17 protein-coding genes are annotated in these 22084 nt (G+C 52.7%); 6 read left to right on the forward strand and 11 right to left on the reverse strand.

Annotation, left to right across the window (positions count from 1 at the left end; all coding sequences use genetic code 11):
* Positions 1–149 precede the first annotated feature (149 nt).
* The 8 genes from aldA to A3224_RS10095 form a co-directional block, all read right to left on the reverse strand.
* Positions 150–1625, reverse strand: a complete 1476-nt coding sequence (aldA, locus tag A3224_RS10060) for an aldehyde dehydrogenase (RefSeq protein WP_331709187.1) — start codon at positions 1623–1625, stop codon at positions 150–152.
* On the reverse strand, positions 1603–2367 hold the full coding sequence (locus A3224_RS10065; RefSeq protein WP_067154013.1) for an SDR family NAD(P)-dependent oxidoreductase: 765 nt from the start codon (positions 2365–2367) through the stop codon (positions 1603–1605). Before A3224_RS10065 ends, aldA begins: the two co-directional genes overlap by 23 nt.
* 37 nt (positions 2368–2404) lie before the next feature.
* Positions 2405–3436, reverse strand: coding sequence for a zinc-dependent alcohol dehydrogenase (locus tag A3224_RS10070; RefSeq protein WP_067154016.1), 1032 nt, complete (start codon positions 3434–3436; stop codon positions 2405–2407).
* A 12-nt stretch (positions 3437–3448) separates the two neighbouring features.
* Entirely contained in the window at positions 3449–4588 is a 1140-nt protein-coding gene (locus A3224_RS10075; RefSeq protein ID WP_067154019.1) for a mandelate racemase/muconate lactonizing enzyme family protein, read from the reverse strand.
* Positions 4589–4982: 394 nt separating this feature from the next.
* Complete coding sequence (locus A3224_RS10080; protein ID WP_231902351.1) at positions 4983–7436, reverse strand: agarase; 2454 nt, start codon at positions 7434–7436, stop codon at positions 4983–4985.
* 15 nt (positions 7437–7451) lie between these two features.
* A complete protein-coding gene (locus tag A3224_RS10085; protein WP_067154025.1) occupies positions 7452–8606 on the reverse strand; it encodes a mandelate racemase/muconate lactonizing enzyme family protein in 1155 nt (384 codons plus the stop codon).
* 35 nt (positions 8607–8641) lie between these two features.
* A complete protein-coding gene (locus tag A3224_RS10090) occupies positions 8642–9415 on the reverse strand; it encodes an SDR family NAD(P)-dependent oxidoreductase (RefSeq protein ID WP_067154028.1) in 774 nt (257 codons plus the stop codon).
* Between the two features lie 42 nt (positions 9416–9457).
* A complete protein-coding gene (locus tag A3224_RS10095) occupies positions 9458–11023 on the reverse strand; it encodes an MFS transporter (protein WP_067154031.1) in 1566 nt (521 codons plus the stop codon).
* A gap of 190 nt (positions 11024–11213) precedes the next feature.
* On the opposite strand from A3224_RS10095, the gene A3224_RS10100 reads away from it, so the two are divergent.
* Positions 11214–11870 (forward strand): 2-dehydro-3-deoxy-6-phosphogalactonate aldolase, encoded by a 657-nt coding sequence (locus tag A3224_RS10100; protein ID WP_067154034.1) that lies wholly within the window; start codon positions 11214–11216, stop codon positions 11868–11870.
* 77 nt (positions 11871–11947) lie between these two features.
* Here A3224_RS10100 and A3224_RS10105 read toward each other — a convergent pair whose 3' ends face one another.
* Positions 11948–12700, reverse strand: coding sequence for an IclR family transcriptional regulator (locus A3224_RS10105; RefSeq protein ID WP_067154036.1), 753 nt, complete (start codon positions 12698–12700; stop codon positions 11948–11950).
* Positions 12701–12892: 192 nt separating this feature from the next.
* Here A3224_RS10105 and A3224_RS10110 point away from each other — a divergent pair, with 192 nt between their 5' ends.
* The 5 genes from A3224_RS10110 to A3224_RS10130 all read left to right on the forward strand — a co-directional run bounded on the left by A3224_RS10110 (position 12893) and on the right by A3224_RS10130 (position 18772).
* Positions 12893–14059 (forward strand): ABC transporter substrate-binding protein, encoded by a 1167-nt coding sequence (locus tag A3224_RS10110; RefSeq protein WP_067154039.1) that lies wholly within the window; start codon positions 12893–12895, stop codon positions 14057–14059.
* A 3-nt stretch (positions 14060–14062) separates the two neighbouring features.
* Positions 14063–15217 carry a CaiB/BaiF CoA transferase family protein gene (locus tag A3224_RS10115; protein ID WP_067154042.1) on the forward strand — a complete coding sequence of 385 codons (1155 nt, stop codon included), beginning with the start codon at positions 14063–14065 and terminating at the stop codon, positions 15215–15217.
* Complete coding sequence (locus A3224_RS10120; protein ID WP_067154045.1) at positions 15214–16401, forward strand: CaiB/BaiF CoA transferase family protein; 1188 nt, start codon at positions 15214–15216, stop codon at positions 16399–16401. Before A3224_RS10115 ends, A3224_RS10120 begins: the two co-directional genes overlap by 4 nt.
* Positions 16379–17173 (forward strand): enoyl-CoA hydratase/isomerase family protein, encoded by a 795-nt coding sequence (locus tag A3224_RS10125; protein WP_067154048.1) that lies wholly within the window; start codon positions 16379–16381, stop codon positions 17171–17173. The genes A3224_RS10120 and A3224_RS10125 overlap by 23 nt, the downstream gene beginning before the upstream one ends.
* 153 nt (positions 17174–17326) lie before the next feature.
* A complete protein-coding gene (locus A3224_RS10130) occupies positions 17327–18772 on the forward strand; it encodes an aldehyde dehydrogenase family protein (RefSeq protein ID WP_067154051.1) in 1446 nt (481 codons plus the stop codon).
* Between the two features lie 248 nt (positions 18773–19020).
* Here the strand turns inward: A3224_RS10130 and A3224_RS10135 are convergent, their stop codons facing one another.
* A complete protein-coding gene (locus A3224_RS10135) occupies positions 19021–20460 on the reverse strand; it encodes a sulfatase (protein ID WP_067157805.1) in 1440 nt (479 codons plus the stop codon).
* A gap of 39 nt (positions 20461–20499) precedes the next feature.
* Entirely contained in the window at positions 20500–22077 is a 1578-nt protein-coding gene (locus A3224_RS10140) for a sulfatase-like hydrolase/transferase (protein ID WP_082817474.1), read from the reverse strand.
* Positions 22078–22084 lie beyond the last annotated feature (7 nt).

The following is a 22084-nucleotide window of genomic DNA, read 5'->3' on the forward strand; positions in this document are numbered from 1 at the left end:
TTGGCCAAGAGAGCCGAGTAGATAGTGTGCCCCGAAACCGGCTGAAACACGCGCGTTGACGCCTCAGAAGCACTTTCGCAGGCAAAAAAAACGGGGAATAATCCCCGCAAAAATTCATCCTGATGAGATGAAAGAAAAGAGTCGATCAGTCAGAGTTCATTGAAATAAATCGTTTTCTTATCCACGTACTGTTCCAGGCCGTAACGTCCGTCCTCACCACCAATACCACTTTTCTTCCACCCGTTGTGGAATCCCTGGTGCTGCTCCCCGATACCCCGGTTCACATATACCTCCCCAACTTCCATTTCGGCAATAGCACGGTGTATATACTTCAGATTCGCACTGAACAGATAGGCAGAAAGGCCGTACTCGCTGTCATTGGTATACTCAATCGCCTGATCAATGCTGGAAATTTTCACCACGGGCAGGACCGGGCCAAAGGTTTCTTCGTGCACCAAAATATTATCCTGCCGAACATTGGTCAGAACCGTAGGCTCGTACCAGTTGCCCCCCTCAAAGCCTTCCACCGATGCGCGCTTGCCACCACAGACGAGCTCAGCCCCCTGCTCGATACTCTTTTGCACGAGCGCGTGAATATGCTCAATTTCGCGGGCGTTCACCTTCGGGCCTACCTGCACGCTTGCATCCATCGGATTCCCGACTTTCAGCGCTTTCACTTTGGGCACAAACTTATCCATAAAAGCGTCATAGACGTCTTCGTGGACGTACAGGCGTTCAGCACAAGTACAAACCTGGCCGCAATTGGCAAAACGAGTCCAGAGCGCCGCCTCAACTGCCTTGTCCAGATCTGCGTCCTCCATCACGATAAACGGCGCCTTACCCCCAAGCTCCAGCATCACCGGAATCATGTGCTTGCCGCTGGCCTGATGGATAATCTGGCCTGCGCGAGTACTGCCGGTCATTGTAATCATGGCGGTAAGCGGGCTTTCGCAAAGCGCCTGACCAACCACGGATCCCTCGCCATTGACGATATTCAAAACACCAGCGGGAATCCCCACTTCGTTGGCAATGCGCCCCAACTCCATGGTCGCAAGCGGCGTTTCCTGGGTGGGCTTCACCACAATGGTATTGCCTGTGATCAACGCCGGACCGATCTTGCGGCCAGCCAATGCCAAGGGGAAATTCCAAGCTGTAATTGCCACCACCACACCACGCGGCACTTTGTGGATATAAATTTTTTCGCCTTCGTTATCTGAAGGCAAAATATCTCCTTCCAGTGTCAACGCATTGTCGCAGGCATACTCGATAAAAGTGGCGGTTGCATTGACTTCGTCGCGAGCAACACCAATTAATTTGCCCTGCTCTTTTACCAGCAGCTCGGCAAGAATTTCTGTTTCCGCCCGAATAGCCGCGGCAAATTTACGCAGCAGCGCCGCGCGATCCCGGGCTGTCCGTTTCGCCCAGGCTTTTTGCGCTTGCTTTGCGGCATTGAGCGCCACCTCCGCATCCTCTACGCACCCTTTGGGAATAGCCCCCAGAACTTCTCCGGTACTGGGGTTAAGCACTTCAATAATTCCTTCCGAGTGGGAAGCAACATAGTCACCGTTGATAAAATTCACATTGGTTTTTAGCGCCATCAGACTATCTCCCCATCCAACCGCCATCCACCAGAAGGATACTACCGTTCATATAATTGGATGCCTCGGATGCAAGGAAAACCACAGGGCCTTTAAAATCTTCCGGAACCCCCCAGCGCCCCTGGGGTATCCGCGCTAGGATACTGGCCGCGCGCTCACTATCTTCTCTCAGCGCCTGCGTATTATCGGTAGCAATATAGCCTGGTGCTATCGCGTTGACGTTCACCCCTTTGCTGGCCCACTCGTTGGACAGCGCCATTGTAATCTGCCCAATGGCACCTTTACTGGCGGCGTATCCAGGAACTGTAATTCCTCCCTGGAAAGTCAGCAGAGAGGCTGTAAAAATAATTTTTCCAGATCCCCGGCCAACCATCTCCTTACCGATTTCACGGCTCAGGATAAACTGGGCATTGAGATTGACCTCAATCACCTTATCCCACAAATCATCCCCGTGCTCCACGACAGGGGCTCGCAAAATTGTGCCGGCGTTATTGACGAGAATATCGATTCGTGGATGTTCCGTTTTCACTTTATCGATAAATGCATAGAGAGAATTGCGGTCGGAAAAATCGCACTGATAGGGAAAAAAATGTTTTCCAGTAGCCGCTACCTCACTCGCCACCTCAGACTCAGTCAGGCTCAAGTTGGCCGATACACCGATCACGTCGGCACCAGCTTCCGCCAATGCAACAGCCATCGCCTTACCGATACCTCGGTTGCACCCAGTAACCAAGGCTTTTTTTCCCTCAAGACTGAATTGATCCAACATAAATTTCACCCCTTAAAATATTATTTGACTGACTCACTTAGCCATCGGCGCCACAGGACACCAAAGCCTTCATACCGGAGGGGTTTCCATCCATGCTGGAGAAGGCACTATCGATTTGGTCCAGCTGCGCCACCTTGCTGATAAAAGGCTCCAGGTCGATCTTACCGTCCGCCACCATATCAATCGCCCGCTCGAAGTCCTCCGCTTCATAGACTCGGGCGCCCACCAGCTCCAGCTCGCGCCAAAAAAACTTAAACACATCTACCTGCGGCTTGCTCGAATGAATGGCCACCATGCAGATACGGCCGCGCACAGCGGCAATTTCAGTCATAACGTCCACAGCGGGTTGAACACCGGAAACTTCGAATACCACATCGGCACCTTTGCCGCCGGTCCATTCGTCTACCGCAGACTTTAAATCCTGCTCGACGGGATTCACCGCTAACACGCCGTTACTTGTGGCGAAGCTTCTGCGTTCCGGACTCGGCTCGGATATCATGACTTCGGCGCCGATGCCGATCGCCACCTGCGCAATCAGCTGACCAATGGGTCCACCACCAAGAATCACTGCCTTCTCACCGGCTTTTAAGCGGGCACGCGACACATCGTGACAGGCCACGGCCAGCGGCTCGATCAGAGCGCCCTGTTTAAGGGACACATGCTCCGGCAGCTTGTGTAACGTTCTGGCTTTGACGTTCCAGTAACTCTGGAATGCGCCTTCAGAGTCCACCCCCATGAATTTCAGGTTATGACAGATGTGACTGTATCCTTCCCGGCACGCCGGACAGTCTCCACAGTAATCCAGCGGACGAACCACTACCCGATCGCCGACGCTAAAACCGGTAACATCTGCACCCACCGCATCCACTACACCGGACATCTCGTGCCCCACCACTTGCGGCGGCTGCACGCGGTGATCCATAAGGCCATGGTAGATGTGCATATCGGTACCGCAGATACCGACATAGCCGACTCTCAGGCGCACCTCACCCGCCGAGGGCGCATCAACACGTCCCTCAAGTATTTCAAAAGATCGGTTACCGACGTATTGAGCTGCTAGAGCTTGCATTATCTCCACCTATCAAGTGTGCATGACCAAATGCGGTCTGAGCAGGGTTTCATCGAAAGTCACGCCAGTGCCTGGCTCATTGGAAGCCTGGGCGCGACCGTTTTCCAGCACGATGGGGCGGGTTGTATATTCATCTATGGGGAAGCTGTGAACTTCCAGATAACCCGCGTGAGGCTGGCTCGCCATAAGGGAAACGTGCAGTTCGTGCATACCGTGACTGCACACCGGAAGGTTGTACGCATAAGCCAACTCCGCCACTTTCAACCAGCCGGTCACACCACCGATATTAGAAGCATCCGGCTGAAGAAATCCGAGTTTTGCCTGCGCAATGGCGTAGGTAAACTCGTGCACAGTGTGCAGGTTTTCACCCATCGCCAGGGGAATGTTAATGGCATCAGCGATACGGCCGTAGCCAGTATAGTCATCGGGAATGGTGGGCTCTTCAAACCAGGTGATAGCACAGTGATCAACCGCTCGGCCAAAGCGCACTGCCTGTTCAATCGTCATTGAGTAATTGGCATCCACCATGAAAGTGACATCATCACCGATCAATTGGCGCACGGCCTCCACCCGGGCCACGTCCTCGCGGTAATCTTCCTTACCCACTTTGATCTTTACCGCATTGAAGCCGCGGGACAAATAGCCGGAGATGTTGTCAAGCAGCTTTGACTCGGAGAAATTCAGATCAATACCGCCGGCATAGCACTTTGTGGTATTGCCAGCGCCGCCAGCCACCTTCCACAACGGCAGATTGAGGCGCTTGCAGCGCAGATCCCATAACGCGATATCCACCGCAGAGACTGCAAAGCTCAAAAGCCCGCCCCGCCCCACATAATGCAGGTGTGACTGGATATCTTCCCAGATGGCGGCAATCTCTGAGGAATCCCGGCCTTCCAGCAAGGGCTGAATATCATCCTTCAGCAGAGAATAAATAGCGCGCCCCCCGCGCCCGCCGGTGTAGGTATACCCCACACCTTCCAAGCCATCGCTGCAGCGTATCCGGAACACCAGCAGCTCGAAATGCGTGTGATCACCGTGACGAGCATCTGAAAGCACTTCGGCTAGCGGAATCTGGTAATACTCGACCTTGGTTGCCGCGATAGTGCCGGGGGCCATCTGACGGGGAGCCTGTTCTTGTACTTCGGTCAACATGGTGGAACCCAATTTCTTTACTGTGCATACAGTCCCGCAAAAGCGTCTTACCGCCCCTATTGTAAATTGTTAACAATTGGCGTCAATCACTTTATGCATGGAACTGCACAGGCAATACCGCGCCCCAAAATGGGGCGCGCACGGCTAAGGCACAACGTGGGAAGATGAAGCGAAGGCACCTATGATTCCGCAGCCTTCTCCCGCTAAAGATATTTGAAGCCAGATAGTGGAACGGGCATTTCGAAATCGTCGGATAAAGAAGGACGATATCCTGTAGAACTATAGAAACCTACTCACGAGGAAAATACCCATACATGTACGAAACGCTCATCTCATGGACTGAGCGCCCGAAGTCCACTGCAGCTCCCGTGTGAAGACATCAGTGGCCCCTGAATTAATCAGAGCCCCTTTCGCTAGCGGAGCGAGCGCGCAACTGTACATCACCATACCGGCGCTTATAGAGACTGCCATTGACTTCTTTGGCCGCTTTGACCAGCTCTATGTAAGGTACGTCGGTTACGGAAACAAACCCATTGGCATAGTTCTCACCGTCATAGGCACGGCCAGTTATCGGGGAATCCATATATTGGAACATGTGTACACCGACGAAGTACGGATTGTCGATAAAGGAGTACATATAGTTCCTAAACATACGACCGCGGTCTTTTTGATCCGCCGAAATAACAATGCCCGGGTGGAAATGTCCCTGATCATCAGCACCGAAGCTGAATTCACCGATCAGGCTGGGTTTGTCTATTTCAGCAAGAAACTCCCACTTGGACGGCACCAGACCTTCTTCGTACAAGTTGTAACTGATAATATCGACGTTCTTGGCCGCGGCCTTTACGATCTCATCCGGCATTCCCCAGCTGGGCAGCCGGGAACCGAGGTAAAGGTGATTTGGCATAATGGATTTCATGGCCCGGTTGATAGTGCCAAAATACTGGTCTCCATATGCAAACAGCAGGCTGGCGTAGTCTTCCAACTGCGCATCCGTACTGATACTGGAATCCATGCCCGCTGCAAATGCCTCCCAGGACGCAACCTGTTTGTTCCAAGCCTTATTCAAGGCCTCAATTGAACCATATTTTTTCTTTAAAATTTCGGTAAAAGCGCTTTTGGCCGGTGTATCCGCTGCATCTCTCGACAAGGCGTTGATGACTATACCGTAGTGCAGTTCATCGGACTCCAGCCGGCCGAAGCTTTGCTCATTATCGAAGAACACCCCCATACACCACGGGCTGCCGTTAATCTGCTGATTGACGGATTCGGCCGCGACAAGGGCGCGCTGGTAAAATCTAGGATCAAAGGGGTCTGGCACCGGATGCCAAAAATCAAAACCGCTGGAAAGGGTTCCGAAGTCACCGATAATATCCGCGAAGGCGACGAAAGGAATCCTCTCCTCCTGGTAAAAAGACGCGTCGGCCCAGTTACCGAGAGAAGTGAACCCCCAGTCCAGCATGCGATCAACTGTCACCTTGCGCCAAGTATCCAGATAGGATTCCGGGTAACTCTCTCCATAGCGGCGCTCAAGGTTGGCGCTATAGAAGCTGAATGTCTCGCCGTGTTTGAGTGGGCCAGACTGGGTTTCACGGCGATAACCGTAGTGGTTGCCCAGAGGGTCATTATAGTCGGGCAGCCAGGTGAACATTTTCGCACGGGTCTCCGAAACCAAATGCCGGGTGGCCCAGGCTTTTTCATTCACACGATTCAGCGGCTGATCGTCTTCGGCTATAACTTCATCATCGCTGCGCGCGGGAATCAGTGCCTGATCGTAGTCGTAGCCAGTAATTGTTGATGAATTCGAAAGACGGATAATATCGATACCAGTAGAAAAATATAGATAGCCTTCCGGATCAATTAGCGCCCACTTTCCGTTTACCTTTTGCGTACGGAAGTAGCCAGTGGATTTAAAACGGGGACCATCCTTCCATCCGCTGTACTTGGAGCGCCCCTCATTAAGTTTTCCTGAAAGCCCCGCCAGCTCTTCCGCTACAACGGCCCTTAGTTCTTCGTCCGAGTGAATTTTGCCCTCGTAGTCCACTTTGGCATTCTGCCCGTACTTATCCAACAGACCAGTCAGGAAATTTTTATCCATCTCCGGATTGGCACGCAGACGGATGTTATCGATCGTGTACTGACGATTGCTAAGACTCCCATCTGAGCCGAAGGAAATTTTTGTTATACCACTTAAATCCAGTAACTTTTTCCCCCAAAAAGAGTGGAGCATAACGTCATCGGATTGCCATGTTGGAGGGTTGGAACGCAATCCCGAAGAGAAATTGAATTCATTTTTGGCCGCACTGTCTGGATCCTGCTGATCGTGTCCGTGCAGTTTGGCATAGTATGTACGCCAAACACCGTCCGCCGGAACCACCATGCCCCGGGTATAGGAGTCTCCGTTTTTGTCCGTCATTGTGACGTCTATTTGCACTGATTCAGTGCCCTTATTGGCCACATCAAAAGCCAGATTGAAACCGGAAAATTCACTCCAGTCCCAAGGTTCTTCTGGTGCAATCACAAGTGCTGCACTGTTGTTTTCCTTGAGATCCAACTTAACCAGCAGTGCTTTATCCCCTCGCGCACTATCTACCAGTGAGACTGCGCCATTATTGACTTTTACAGTTGCGGGAATAGCCGTCTTGTCAAAATCTTCGAGCACTAAATCTTCAGATAACTGCCCGGATGTAGAAGCGGCTTGCACCTTCGGTACAGATGGATCGGAGGCACCGCCACACGCGGTCAGACTGAATAACGCTGCAAAGACAAAAGACCTGCTTGAACGGGATACAGCCAAAGGTGCAAATGTATGCAAACTCATAGACGTTGATTTCATTTTTTTTACCATTTTTCTATATTTTGTCTACCAGTTGGTATAGCTGCCATCCGGTTTATACAGGCGCGGCGCTTCCCAGTACTTGAATGATTGTTCCGCGATCAACGCTTCATTCACGTCAATACCGAGACCTGGCGCATCACCTACGGGATATGCCCGGTTGACTTCTTTGGGACGATTGATAAAAAACTTATCGTGGTCAGAGGTATCACTGTCGTAAGGTGCTATTTCGCACCAGGAGAGATTCGGTACCGCCGCACACATTTGTATTGTGGCTGCGGTACAGATCGGCCCCAGAGGGTCATGCGGCATAATATCGATATAGTGAGACTCGGCCATGGCGGCGACTTTCATAGCTTCTGTCAGCCCCCCAACATTGCAGACATCAATGCGGGCAAAATTGGTGATGTCCTGCTCAATATAAGGCATAAAGTCCCATTTACTGGCGAACTCTTCGCCGATGGCAAAGGGAACATCGACCATGCGCCGCAATCCCTGGTATGCGGAAGGAGACTGATCTCGGATCGGCTCTTCGATAAAATCCAGCACGCCTTCACCAAGCTTCTGGCAGAAGCTTGCGGCCTCCGCCACCGACAAGCGGTGGTGATAATCGATCCCCAAAACTGTCGCTTCACCCAGCTCTTGCCGAATTTCCCTCAGACTGCCTGAGGTGGCGGCAATGGAACGGCGTACATCGAAAGTGGTGGGCTGAACTGCAGAACCGTGCTCGCCTGTTGTGGCCCGAATCACCTCCCACCCTTGATCAGCCAGTGCGCGGATATCATCCAACAACGCACTACCCATGGGTTTTGTGGAAGTCACGAATAGAGGAATGACATCCCGCTGTTTTCCACCTAACAGTTGATAAGTCGGCACATTCAGTGCCTTACCAGCGATGTCCCACAAGGCGATATCGATTGCGGAAATCGCCGCGGTTAATACCCGCCCACCTTCGAAATACTGACTGCGGTACATTTCCTGCCACAGCGCTCCAATATTGCGCGCGTCGCGCCCCAGCAAAAACTCCCGGAAATGCTTTACTGCTCCTGCCACCGCCAACTCACGACTGGAGAGACCGGACTCCCCCCAACCGTAGATTCCCTCGTCGGTCTCTACTTTTACCAGGCACAGATTTCTGTGCCCCACCCATACAGGGTACGCCTTGATGTCAGATATTTTCATCGGTCAGCTTTCTATTTCGTGCGGTTTCAGGCCACTTACTTCAAATCGTCAGTGGGACACAAACTGGCGCTGAGCCCATGGTCAGCGGTGATGTTGGAACCCGTCAGGGCGCCGGAACAACCGGACAAGAGGAATGCGGAAATATAGCCCACCTCTTCTACCGTGTTGTATTGATTATCCGCATGCATCTTATTGAAAGATTTCGCCAGAGAAGGGTTTTCTTCCGCAACCTTGGCCACCGCCTCTGTTTTGGTCAATCCGGGACATAGGCTATTAACGCGGATCCCCCTATCGCCAAGACTCCAGGCCATGGCGCGCGTCATGGCCACAATAGCCCCCTTGGTGGCGGCATACATTTCATAACCCGCCACACTGGCACCTGCATGGTTGGACGCAATATTCACGATCGCGGACCCAGGTTCCATTCGGCGCGCGGCGGCCTGACACATCAGGAATACGGAGCGCTGATTCACTTGCCAGAGGCGCTCGAGATTCCCCAGGTCAAAATCGAGAAAATCCCCCTCTATTGTCACGCCGGCATTATTCACCAGCCCGTCAATTCGGCCGAACCTGCCGGCAACTTCCTCCATAAATGGTTCAATGGCACCGGCATCTGACACATCCAGCGGCAGATAAATACTTTCTGTCCCCTGTGCGCACAAGCTTTCCGCACGGCCACTGGCGTCATTGATATCCGCCAATACGACCGTGGCGCCCCACTCTGCGCACACCCGGGCAATGCCCCAGCCGATTCCCGCTGCGGCACCGGTTACCACTACAACTTTCTGTTCCAGACCCACTCTCAACATCGAGACATCTCACTTTTTCACAATCCACTTCAGGGCACGGGCTCAAGCCCGCACCAGGGAAGCCTCTATCTCTTCGATGGATTTATTCTTGGTTTCCGGCAACAGATAGAACAACAACGCCAAACATACAGTGATGCAGACGGCGTAAAAGAGGAAAATCTCCGTCGCACCCATATTGTTCAACTGCCACGGGAAAAACTGCTGCACGAAATAGCTGACGGTGCTCACGATCAACGCAAAGAAGGGAATTGCGATGCCGCGCACGCGGGTGGGAAAAATCTCGGAAAAGAGCACCCACATAACCGGGCCGATAGACATATTGAACGAGGCGATAAAACACATGATGCCCCCGAGCACCAAAGTGGCATCGATATTTATCGCCTCCTGGATAAGGATGCCTTCATTGGCCCGCGCAACTGCTTCACCGAGCACTTGGTACATCGCCTGTTTAAACGCAACATCATCCGCAAACACTGTACCTACCAAAGTTTGCAGACCGGATATATCGATACCCGCCGCCGTCAGAGACTGCAAAGACGCAGCACTCAGTGCATAGGACGCGTGGGAGAAAGCCCAACTGCACAGAAACAGACTGGCACCACCCCAGGCAAGCCCGAACAATACCAGCGGGCGACGACCAACCCGATCAATCAACAGCAGCGCCAGAGCCGTGAACAATACGCTGATCACGCCCACTACCACCGCCTGTAGAAAGGCGGCATCAGTACCAATCCCCACCTGCTCAAATACGGTGGGTGCGTAGAACATGATGGCATTGATACCGGTGATCGGTTGGGCAACAGCGATCACCAGCCCCACCCAAAAAGCCGTGCGCAGACGCGGCTTGAATACCTCTGCCACCTGCTGGCGAAAGGAACCGACAGGCGCCGACGCGGCGCTTGCCTGAATCTCGCGAATCTGCCCTTCTATCTGCCCTTCCGGCAGCAGGCGGGTCAACACCCCGCGGGCATCATGCAGGCGCCCTTTTAACACAAGCCAGCGGGGGCTTTCCGGGATGGCCAGCAGCATCAACAGCCAGACAAGCGCGGGTAGCACCTCCACACCCAACATCCAGCGCCAAGTGAAACGGTCAATCCCCAGCGCTGTCACCCAGGCCGCATCCGCATTGGATGCCATCAAAATCAGGTAATTGGCAAAATAGGCGGCAGATAGCCCCACCACGGTGGTAATCTGATTTACCGAAACCAGCTTTCCGCGCATTTCCGGCGGGGCAATCTCGCCGATATACATGGAAGCGAGAGACAGTGATGTAAACGCTAGGCCACCCAAAAACCGCGCCACCACCAGCATCTCGAAATTAGGGGCCAGCACCGACGCAACCGCGGAAAGAAGATAGAGCGAAGCGATAATCAACAAAGCGATCTTGCGTCCCCAGGCGTCACAGATACGTCCCGTGACCATCAGGGCGAAGATCACCCCAAAACCGGGGGCACTGACAACGGTACCCACCTGAAGATCGGAAAGCGCAAACTCGGCGGTAATAAAACGAACGGTACCGGAGATCAGAGCGGCATCAAGACCAAAAATGAAACCACCAAACGCCACTATGGCAGCAAACTTAAAGGCGTTCAGCTGGAACTCTCTCATCGGATCGCACCTCGACATTTATTGTTATTGGTGCTCTTGGCTGATGTTGCAGACAGGGCACCGCGTAATTCCACCCATCATACAACCTCACTCCAATTTTGTTAACAATTTACTGTATACAGATCAACTCCCCACCCTTTATACTTTTTCCCACTGATTGCAATTTAAGAACGAGAAACAGGATAAAGCCATGCGGAATCAGCGCTTCCATCAAGCACTTGAGGCCTGCCCCCTGATCGCCATTATCCGCGGCGTCACCCCGGATGAAATCGATATAGTGGCCAACACTCTACTGGAGGCGGGTGTCCGCGCTATCGAGGTCCCTCTCAACTCCCCGGTAGAGCCCCTCAGGAGCATCGAACGCCTGGCAAAGATTATGGACGGGTACGACGCGCCCACCATCTGCGGCGCAGGCACCGTTCTGGCGCCAGAACAGGTGGAAAGTGTACAAAATGCAGGCGGAGAGATCATTGTTTCACCAAATTGTGATCCAGAAGTCATCTCTGAAACCCTGTCGAGAGGCCTGGTATCAGTGCCGGGCTGCCTGACCCCTACCGAAGCCTTCCGCGCTCTCAAAGCCGGCGCCAAGGTACTCAAAATGTTCCCCGTTGCCGACTTCCCGCCACAGTACCTGGAATCCCTGGGCGCCGTCGTATCGAAAGAGATACTCACCCTCGCCGTGGGGGGAATAACCGACGCCAATATGGAAACCTACTGGAAGGCCGGCGCCCGGGGTTTCGGCCTGGGCTCCAACATCTACGCCGCAGGTGACACCGCCAGCCAAGTGGCGGACAAGGCGCGAATCATGGTGGAAGCGGCCAGGCGCGTCCGGGCACTCGGAGACTGAATGCAGCCCCCTTCTCTATCTGCCCGGTTCCAGTAGCCGGGCACCTCTTTTCTCCGATCCCAATTGCAAAACTCGGCTTACAACCCCAGCGCCGTACTGATTTTGGCGGCGGAATCCCGCACTGCGCACACCAGCTCTTCGCGCCCCAACTGCTTTCCCAGCACCGAAGTCAAACTCGAAACCGCCAACGCGGCAATGGTCTCGCCATCGGGGCGCCCCACCAACGCGGCACAATCGGTTACTCCATCGGTCAATTCACTGTTGCACAGCTCATAGCCCGCTTCCCGAACTGCCAGCAACGCCTCCTCCTGCGCCGCTCTCTGTGACGGCTCGGGCAGCACCTGCAACAGCCTGGCCCTGCGGTCACTGGCACAATTTGCCAGCAACACCCTTCCAGACACCGTTTGTAGAAGCGGAAATAGCGTCCCCTCGTTGAACGAAAGAGACACTGGGCCGGGACTCTGCACCTGCAATATCACCATCAACTGTCCCTGGTGAATCACACTCAAGTGACAGGACTGGCCCAGCCGGGCCGCCAGGAACTCCATCTCCGGCTGCGCGGCGAAGCGCAGCTGCGAGACCGGTGAAAGCGTTCGGGTCAGCTCCAGCAGCTTGAGAGACATCCGGTACTTGCCGGAAACATCATCCCGCAGCAGATAACCCCGCGCCTCGAGTCCCACCAACACCCTGTATATCTCACTGCTCGTACGGCCAATGCCCTGTGCAATCTCCGACTGCGACAGTGGCAGCGACTCCGCCGCCAGAAACTCCAGGATTTCCAGTGCCTTGTCCAACGCAGGCACCGCATATTTTTTGATCTTGCTGGACAAAGCTCCCCCCCAATTCCACGCCCTGCCGGCAAACCGGCGCTCAGCTCGCGCAAAAGCGCATTTAAGCACAGGTTGACAGCGCCGAAAAACGATTTTTATACTTGAATCAATAATTCATATATAAAAATATCCTGATGAGCCGTCAAACTGCGGAGCAAACCAATGCCCGCCACTGCTTCCCAAGAGAGACTTATGAGCAGCTCCGATAGCAAGAAAATCACCCTGCACGGCATGACCTGGGACCACACGCGCGGCTATACCCCTTTGGTAGCGGCAGCGCAGCGATTTGAAGAACTGAATCCCAATATCAGCATTCGCTGGGACAAGCGCTCACTACAGGCGTTTGCCGATCATCCTATCGATGACCTGGCCGCCCGCTACGACCTGCTGGTGATCGACCACCCCTGGACGGGCTTTGCGGCCAAGGAAAAAGTCATCCTGCCGCTGGACGAACATCTGCCGCGGGAATTTCTCCAAGACCAGGCAGACAATGCGGTGGGTGAATCCCACAACTCTTACCACTACGACGGACAACAGTGGGCACTGGCATTGGATGCCGCCACTCCCGTTGCCTCTCTGCGTCCCGATCTGCTGCAAAAAGCCGGCGTCGACGAACCGAAAACCTGGGAAGACCTGATGTCCCTGGCGGAGCGTGGGCTGGTCGCGGTACCCAGTATTCCCCAGGACACCCTCATGAATTTCTACATGCTGTGTTCCGCGATGGGCGAAGACCCGTGCACAAGAGAAGAAGAAGTGGTGAGCAATTCAGTAGGAGTCGAAGCGCTGGCCATGCTGAAAGCACTATCAGATCAGCTGGATAGGCGCTGTTTTGACTGGAATCCGATCAAAGTTTACGAGGCGATGACCTTAACTGACGACTTCGCCTACTGCCCCTTCGCCTACGGATACGCCAACTACGCCCAACCGGGCTACGCGCGCAAAACCCTGGAGTTTCGCGATACCGTGACCGCAGGGCCCAATGGTGAACATCTGAAAACCACCCTGGGTGGCACCGGACTCGCCATCTCCGCCCACACGCGTCACCCGGAAATAGCCGCACAATTTGTTGCGTTTACCGGAGATCCGGACTTCCAGGCCTCCTTTTACATCCAGTATGGAGGACAGCCGGGCCATCGTCGCGCCTGGATCAACGAAACCGCCAACCGAATGACCAACAACTATTTTGTCAATACGCTGCCGACGCTGGATCGCGCCTTCCTGCGCCCGCGCTATCATGGGCATATGTATTTCCAAGACAACGCCGGTGCCCCCATTCGCGACTACCTCATGCACGGCGGAGATGCACAGGCACTGCTTCAAGATCTCAATAAACTCTATATAAAGTCACGGCAAGGTTGATTAATGCTGTTACCACTTAAAGGAATCACTGTCCTTGAATTCAGCCAATACCTGGCAGGCCCCTATGCGGGCCTGCGTTTGGCGGATCTCGGCGCGCGGGTGATAAAAATAGAGCGTCCCGGCAGTGGCGACGCCTGCAGAAAACTGACCACTAAAGATCTGACCGTCGATGGCGACAGCCTGCTCTTTCATACCATAAACCGGAATAAAGAGTCTTTCTGCGCAAACCTGAAAGACAGTGAAGATCTCGCCACAGTACGCAAACTGATTCAAAAGGCAGATGTCCTGACACACAATTTCCGCCCCGGCGTGATGGAAAAAATCGGGTTGGACTACCAGGGTGTCCAATCCATAAACCCGCGCATTATATACGGCGAAGTCAGTGGCTACGGAGACAAGGGCCCCTGGGCGCATAAACCCGGTCAAGACCTCCTCGCACAAGCCGTCTCCGGAATTGGCTGGCTAAGTGGCAATAAAAATCAGGACCCGGTTCCCCTAGGACTGGCCATCGCGGACATGCTATGCGGCACCCATCTTGCCCAAGGCATTCTCTCGGCACTGATCCGGCGCAAGAAAAAAAATATCGGAGCCAAAGTGCAAGTCAGCCTGCTTGAAAGCATGATTGATCTGCAGTTTGAAGGCCTTACAACTTACCTCAACAATGGCCGCCAAATACCCAGCCGCAGCGAAATTGCCAATGCACACGCACTGCTCGGAGCTCCTTACGGTATATATCAGACCCGGGATCACTGGATCGCTATTTCGATGGGCGAACCCGGGCAACTGTCCGAAGCCCTGGCACTGCCCGAGCTTAATGTATCCATAAGTGAAGCCTTTGTTAAACGCGACCAGATAAAAAAGAAACTGGCAGAGCACCTGAAAACAAACACCACCGCCCACTGGCTAGAGCGAATGAACAGCCATCACCTGTGGGCCTCAGAAGTTCTGAACTACGACCAGCTCCTGCAACACCCCGCGTTTAAAGCACTGTCAATCCCACTGACAGTGAGCCGCGAAAGTAACAACGGCACTGGAAGTCCCGTCAACGTCACCACAACCCGGTGTCCGATTCGCATCAATGGAAGAACACTGTCAAGTCCCAGGGCGGCCCCGACACTGGGCGCCGATACAGCAAGCATTCTAGAGGAATTGCAATGAGTTTCCCGAGTAAACCCTTGGACGGCTGTCTGGTTCTGGACTTTTCCCAGTACCTCTCGGGCCCATCCGCGGCACTCAGACTGGCTGACTTGGGGGCGAGAGTCATAAAAATCGAACGACCGGACGGAGGCGATGACTGCCGCAAACTGTACCTGTCCGACTGCACTATTGAAGGCGAATCCACACTATTTCACGCCATTAATAGGGACAAAGAAAGTTTCTGTGCCGACCTGAAAGACGCCGCACAGCGGCAGAATATCCACGCACTCATACGCAAAGCGGACGTCATTATCAGCAACTTTCGCCCCGGCGTTATGGACCGGCTGGAATTGAACTACGACTCCGTTAAAGCCATCAATCCGCGTATCGTCTATGGGGAAATCACCGGCTACGGAAAAGAGGGGCCGTGGAAAAACCGACCGGGGCAAGACCTGCTTCTGCAAGCGCTATCCGGTATCACATGGCTTTCCGGCAGCGCAAACGATGGCCCCGTTGCCATGGGAGTACCCGTTGCGGATATCTTCACTGGCGCGCTCTTGGTACAAGGCATTCTCGCCGCGCTTTTTGCCCGCGAACTTTCCGGAGAAGGCGCTTATGTAGAAATCAGTATGCTGGAAGCCATGCTCGACTTCCAGTTTGAACCCCTGACCATACTGCTCCACGACCCAAGCCAGAAAATCGAGCGCGCAAAAGTAAATGGCGCCCATACGCTGGTCGCTGGTGCTTATGGTTTTTACCGAACCAGTGACGGCTACATTGCACTCTCCATGGGGCAGATAAAGGACCTGGCCAGGCTACTGGACTGTCCCGCATTACTGCCGTACACCAACCCCTCAATGGCCTACAGTGAACGCGACGCGATAAAGGCAATTCTCGCAGATCACCTGCCGACGCAACCAACCGCCTACTGGCTATCAAAGCTGGAACCCGAAGATATCTGGTGTGCCGAGGTTCTCAACTGGGACCAACTCTTGGATCACCAGGGATTTATTCAGCTCGATATGTTGCAGTCTCTACCAATGCAGAAGGGCACTGAAATCATCACAAGTCGTTGTCCAATTCGCATCGATGACGAACGGCTCTGGGGCAGCAAACCAGCGCCTAAACTCGGGCAAAACCAAGCAGCCATTCAAAACGAGATCAATAATAACGGGGCCTACAATGAGAGAGAACAGAACGCATAACGCTATATCGATACAGACATCACCCACTGGAGTGGCGCGTATCACCCTGAACCTTCCGCCCGCGAACGCATATTATGAAGCGTTTTTACGCGAAATTGGCGATGCTGTAGATACCCTGGAAAAAAATGACGCAATACGGGTTGTAATTATCGAAAGCGCCCTTGAAAAATTTTTCTGTGCGGGAGCCGACATCAAGGTATTTGCAAACAACACAGTGCAGGAAAATCTTGCCCTTGTCTCACAGGCAAGAACCAATGCGTTAGCGATCGAGAACAGCAGCAAAATTTATATCGCTCAGATCGCAGGCCACTGCTTGGGAGGCGGACTGGAAATCGCATTGGCGTGTGACTTTATATTCGCATCGGAGGGCGATTACCGCTTCGGTTTACCGGAAATCAAGCTAGGCCTGATCCCTGGAAACGGCGGTACACAAAGGCTTTTGCGCCGCATCGGATTCCGAGCCGCACTAGAAATACTGCTTACCGGTGATACTTTCGGTGTGGCGCAAGCAAACGAGCTTGGCCTGCTGGACGGCCTCTACAGCCGTACGGGATTGCGCGAAGGCACACAGAACTTTGCCGAAGAGCTGGCACAAGGTCCTGGTCGCGCATCCACCGCAATTAAACGCGCATTGCGGGAAGGGTGCTCGCTGCCACTGGATCGGGCCTTGGCTCTGGAATCCGAACTGGCGGATTCACTCTATGAAACAGCGGACGCCAAGGAAGGGCTCAGTGCCTTTCTGGAGAAGCGCAAACCGGTGTTCAATCAGTAAGTGATTCTACCTTAAGGATCTCACTGCCGAAAGACACACGGATTATCCAACCCGTGTCCAGGCTAAGCCATTGGCAGTGACCAGAGCCCCCGATGGAAACACCATCCTACTTTAGCAAATACCACTAACAGAACGATAAAAAGTGAGGGAAAAATGACTACCGGAGAAATGAGCTATCAATGCTATATCGATGGAAAATGGATAGATAGCGAACAACATATCGCCGTGGAAAACCCGGCGACCGGAGAAATCTTCGCCAGGGTTCCCGATTGCACCACTGAACACGCGGATGAGGCCTTGGCCTCTTCACAGCAGGCCTTGCAAAGCTGGAAAATGCTCCCCGCAATCGAACGAGGCCGACACATCTTCCGCTTAATTGAAACTCTAAAGCCAAAACGAGACCATTTTGCCCGGCTCTTAGTGCTAGAACAGGGAAAAACCCTGAACGAAGCCTATGGTGAATTTGACGATACACTGACGTATCTCACCTACTCCGCAGAAGCGGCACGAAGACTGGAAGGAAAGATATTTCCGTCCGATAACGCCGGAGAGCAACTTTGGATACAAAAAGTGCCCTATGGCGTTACCATCGGCCTGTGTGCTTTCAACTATCCACTTGCCTTGATTGGACGCAAAGTCGGCCCCGCACTGGTTACCGGAAATACAATAATTGTGAAACCTCACGAAGCAACTCCGGTTACTGCAATGGAATTCGCCAAAACCGTAGAGGAAGCCGGAATCCCGCAAGGCGTCATCAATGTCATTAGCGGCAGCGGAATTGCGGTCGGAGAGCACCTGGTCAAAAGCCCTATCACCCAGCTTGTCACTCTAACTGGCAGTATACGCGCGGGCCAGGCAATCTGCCGTGCAGTGGCGGAAAACATCACTGCTGTTTCCCTGGAGTTGGGGGGAAAAGCATCCTTTATCGTTCTCGAAGATGCAGATATCGACAAAGCCGCCGATGCTGTAGTTACCTCCCGTTATGCCAACTGCGGCCAGGTCTGTATTTGTGCAGAGCTTGTTCTGGTCCACGAAAAAGTCGCAGAAGAGTTTACCCGCAAAGTTGTAGAGAAAGTGAAGCAGCTCAAAGTCGGCGACCCAATGGACAACCCGGATATGGGGCCATCCGTCACCGCACAGAATCTTAACCGGGTAGAAACCATTGTGCGTGACACCATAGAATCCGGAGCCAAACTTGCGTGCGGCGGCGAGCGCCCCCTGGGTGCTCAATTTGAGAAAGGAAACTGGTATCTACCCACCGTACTCACCGAGGTCACACCGGATATGGCAGCCGCCCGGGAGGAGATATTTGGCCCGGTATTACCAATCGTCAAAATTAAATCCTACGATGATGCAGTGGCAATCACCAATCGCCGTGAAGACGGACTCAGCTGCTACTTATGGACGAACGACTACCGCACCATTATGGACGGAATTTCGCGCCTGGAAGTTGGCACTGTCTTTGTGAATAAACAGATTGTGGGCTATATCCAGGGCTACCACTCTGGGCATAAGCGCAGCGGTATCGGTGGCGAAGATGGGGTTTACGGTATCGAAGGATATCTTCAAAAACGCACGGTTTACCTTAACAGCAATTGAGCTGTCTCGACCTATGTGTCTATAAGGCGGCAGACAGATGCCGCCTTAGGAACAACGCCCCGCCTCCCATCGCAGAATCTATATCCCACCAAAGATATGTATATTTCAAAAACCGCCCCAATACATGTTCACCCTTCCATCCCTGATAGAAATATCCTGTATATTCATCAGAGGCTACTTACCAGATACAAAAAAGCCGCCTTTTATTTGGCGGCAAGTTTAACTCTTCAGGCGAAGCAGTGCCGGCACTAATCAATAGAAAATGTTTTGTCAAATCTAGGCATGCCTGCCTGACGCCAACCTGCCCCTTCTTCAGAGATATGAAACCAGCGTGGCTGTGCGTTATCCCAAGACCACTTTTCCATTTCTCTTACCATATCCCGAAGCAGGACAGGATACTTTTTAGACAGATCTTTTTTCTCACCCACATCCTCGGCAATATTAAACAGCTTCCATTTTTCCTGCCCGTATTTAACCGCCTTCCATTGATTACGTCGCACTGCGGCATTGCTATAGCCGGTATAGTGACGCAACGCAAATATCAATTCATCTTTATGTGGGTCAGATCCAGACTGAATTGATGGCCATATATTTTTTCCATCTAATTTCTTTTCCGATGGAATTTCCGCGCCCGCCAAAGCAGCAAACGTTGGGTAGAAATCCAATGCCTTGACGGGATATTTGAAACGACTTCCCGGGGTTATCTTTCCAGGCCAGTACATCAACATCGGAGAACGAAATCCACCCTCATAGACGCTTCCCTTCCCTTCTCTCAGTGGGAAATTGCTCGCTCCTTGCGTTAACTTGCCGCCATTATCGCTCAGAAAAATAATAAGTGTATTGTCCAGTTGATCGGTTTTGCTCAATGCGTCGACCAGTCTCCCAACTCCGCGATCCAGTGCATAGACCATCCCAGCGTATGTTTTTCTCTTCTTGTCTTTAATATGAGAAAATTTCTCCATATCTTCCCGCTTCGCCTCCAGCGGCACATGGGGAGCATTGTACGCCAAGTAAAGGAAGAAAGGATTTTCTTTGCCCGCCGCCTTTTCCACAAATCTTACCGCCTCTCTGGAAAGCGCATCGGTTATATACTCGCTTTCGTCGACCGCTTTGCCATTGTACTCCAGAGGCAATAGGTAGTGATCAATATTGGTGACCCCCTGCGCCAGCTGATCAGCATAGGCTTTCTTAAACTCCTCAGGAAAATATTTATGACCTCCCCCTAGGAACCCGTAGAACTCATCGAACCCGCGACGATTTGGATGATACTCCGGAGCTTCGCCTAGATGCCACTTCCCCACTGCACCCGTGTAGTACCCATTTTCATTAAGTAGCTTACTAATAAACTTTTCCTCTGTAGGTACGCCAACGAAGGAACCGCGTACCGGAAGATTAAACTGCGCGCCGATTTTGTGCGGGTAGCGCCCCGTCATAAGCCCTGCCCGGCTGGGCCCGCAAAACGGATGCGCTGTATATGCCGCGTCAAAAACCATGCCCTCACTGGCGAGCTTATCAAGATTCGGGGTGAAAATGTCTTTCGACCCATTAAAACCCACATCGGCATAGCCCAGATCATCCGCCAAAATAACAACAATATTTGGCCTGTCGCTATCTTCTGGGGAAAGCGCTGTGACACTTAGCGAGACAAGAAAAATTGATATAAATCCTATAAACTTTTTTATTGTCATTTTTAATACCATAGAAAAAGAAAACAACTTGACAATTATTTATTTCATCACAGAGTTTTCTCTGCCTTCCAATTCGGAATAGTGATTCATTTGCGCATTAAACTTCTCCAACATTGGGTCCTGACTGGCTTCCAGCTGTTCGCGCATGAGGGACACCATGTGCAGAAGTTTTTTGCGGTATTTTGGATTGTCTACCTGGTTGTTGATTTCAACCGGATCCTTGCTCAGATCATACAGCTCATCGCGGATATCTCCGGGATTCCAGACAAACTTCAGTTCCGGCGTGCGCAGGGCGCGTATTCCAAACCAGGCTCCGTTGTACCATTCATAGGCATATAGAGCGATATCTTTGCGGCCTTTCTCCGCATTATCTCCCTGCTCAATCAAAGGATTCAGGGATCGACCGTCTTGTACTCCGTCATCGGGCAGCGCCATAATTTCAGCCAGGGTCGGAGCAATATCGAGCATGGATACTTGACGAAGAACGGATTTCGGCTCTACTTCCGGATTCCGTATCATCAATGGCATTCGCATCAGCTCATCGTAGGCATAAGGCCCTTTGTCATATAAGCCATGCTCACCCAACATGCTCCCCTGATCACCGAGGAATACAATATGCAGGTCGTCGTAGATGCCCACCTCTTTAGCGGTCTCCAGCACCTCACCGACAGCCCGATCAATCATGGCCATGGCGCCATAATAATAGGCGCGCATTTTCAACCAATCTTTATCGGTCATATGGCCTACATCATGCCAGGGCCAGAACGCATCCTCCTGTGACATTGGCTTATTGACCCGTTTAGCGAGGTGATTCGCTGGCAATTCCAGTTTTTCCGGATCAAACATGCTCGCATATGGTTCCGGCACTCGATATGGAGGATGGGGCTGGTCAAAACTGATAACACCGAAAAACGGACGTTCTTCCTTCGCGGCTATGCGCAGCATTTCCCGAGCGGCACGGACTTTCGCGTAAGTGGGCGTATCTTCATAGGAACCTGGCAGCGTCTGATAGTACTCAACCTTCTCTTGAAAGTAGTCCACTTGCCCCCTATCTGTGTTTAGACGGTAAGCATTATAGCGATCGATATTTGCTGCGATGCCATAGGGTGTAAGTGGACGCATAGCGCGCGACCATTTTGACTCCTTCACTTCGGCAACATAATCCGCTCCGCGGAGCTTGACACCCTGTGGCCCCAGATGCCATTTGCCCACATAACCAACAAAGTACCCGGCCTTTTTAGCACGTCCAATTAGCCCCTGCTCCGACAGAGACAGTTCGGAAAGGCGCGAGTGATACAAGCCGACGTTGTCATCAAGTCCAGTCCTATGCCCCCACCGCCCGGTAAATAATGCCGCCCGGGACGGAGAACATAATCCTGTCGTGGTCATGGCATTGTCGAATCGGACACTCTGCTCCGCCAGTTGATCAATGTTGGGCGTGGCCACCGGACCTCCGCGGTAAGAAAAAGTATCAAAGCGCATATCGTCAAACATTAAAATAAGGACATTTTCACGCTTCACATTTTCTTTTTCTCTGGCTTCCTGCACTGCCAAAGCATTTTTTGATATGGCGATACAAGTAATCGCCATTATCAGAATTGCGCGTAACCTGATCATTTTATGC

The organism is Microbulbifer thermotolerans (assembly GCF_001617625.1).
Classification (GTDB): Bacteria; Pseudomonadota; Gammaproteobacteria; order Pseudomonadales; family Cellvibrionaceae; genus Microbulbifer; species Microbulbifer thermotolerans.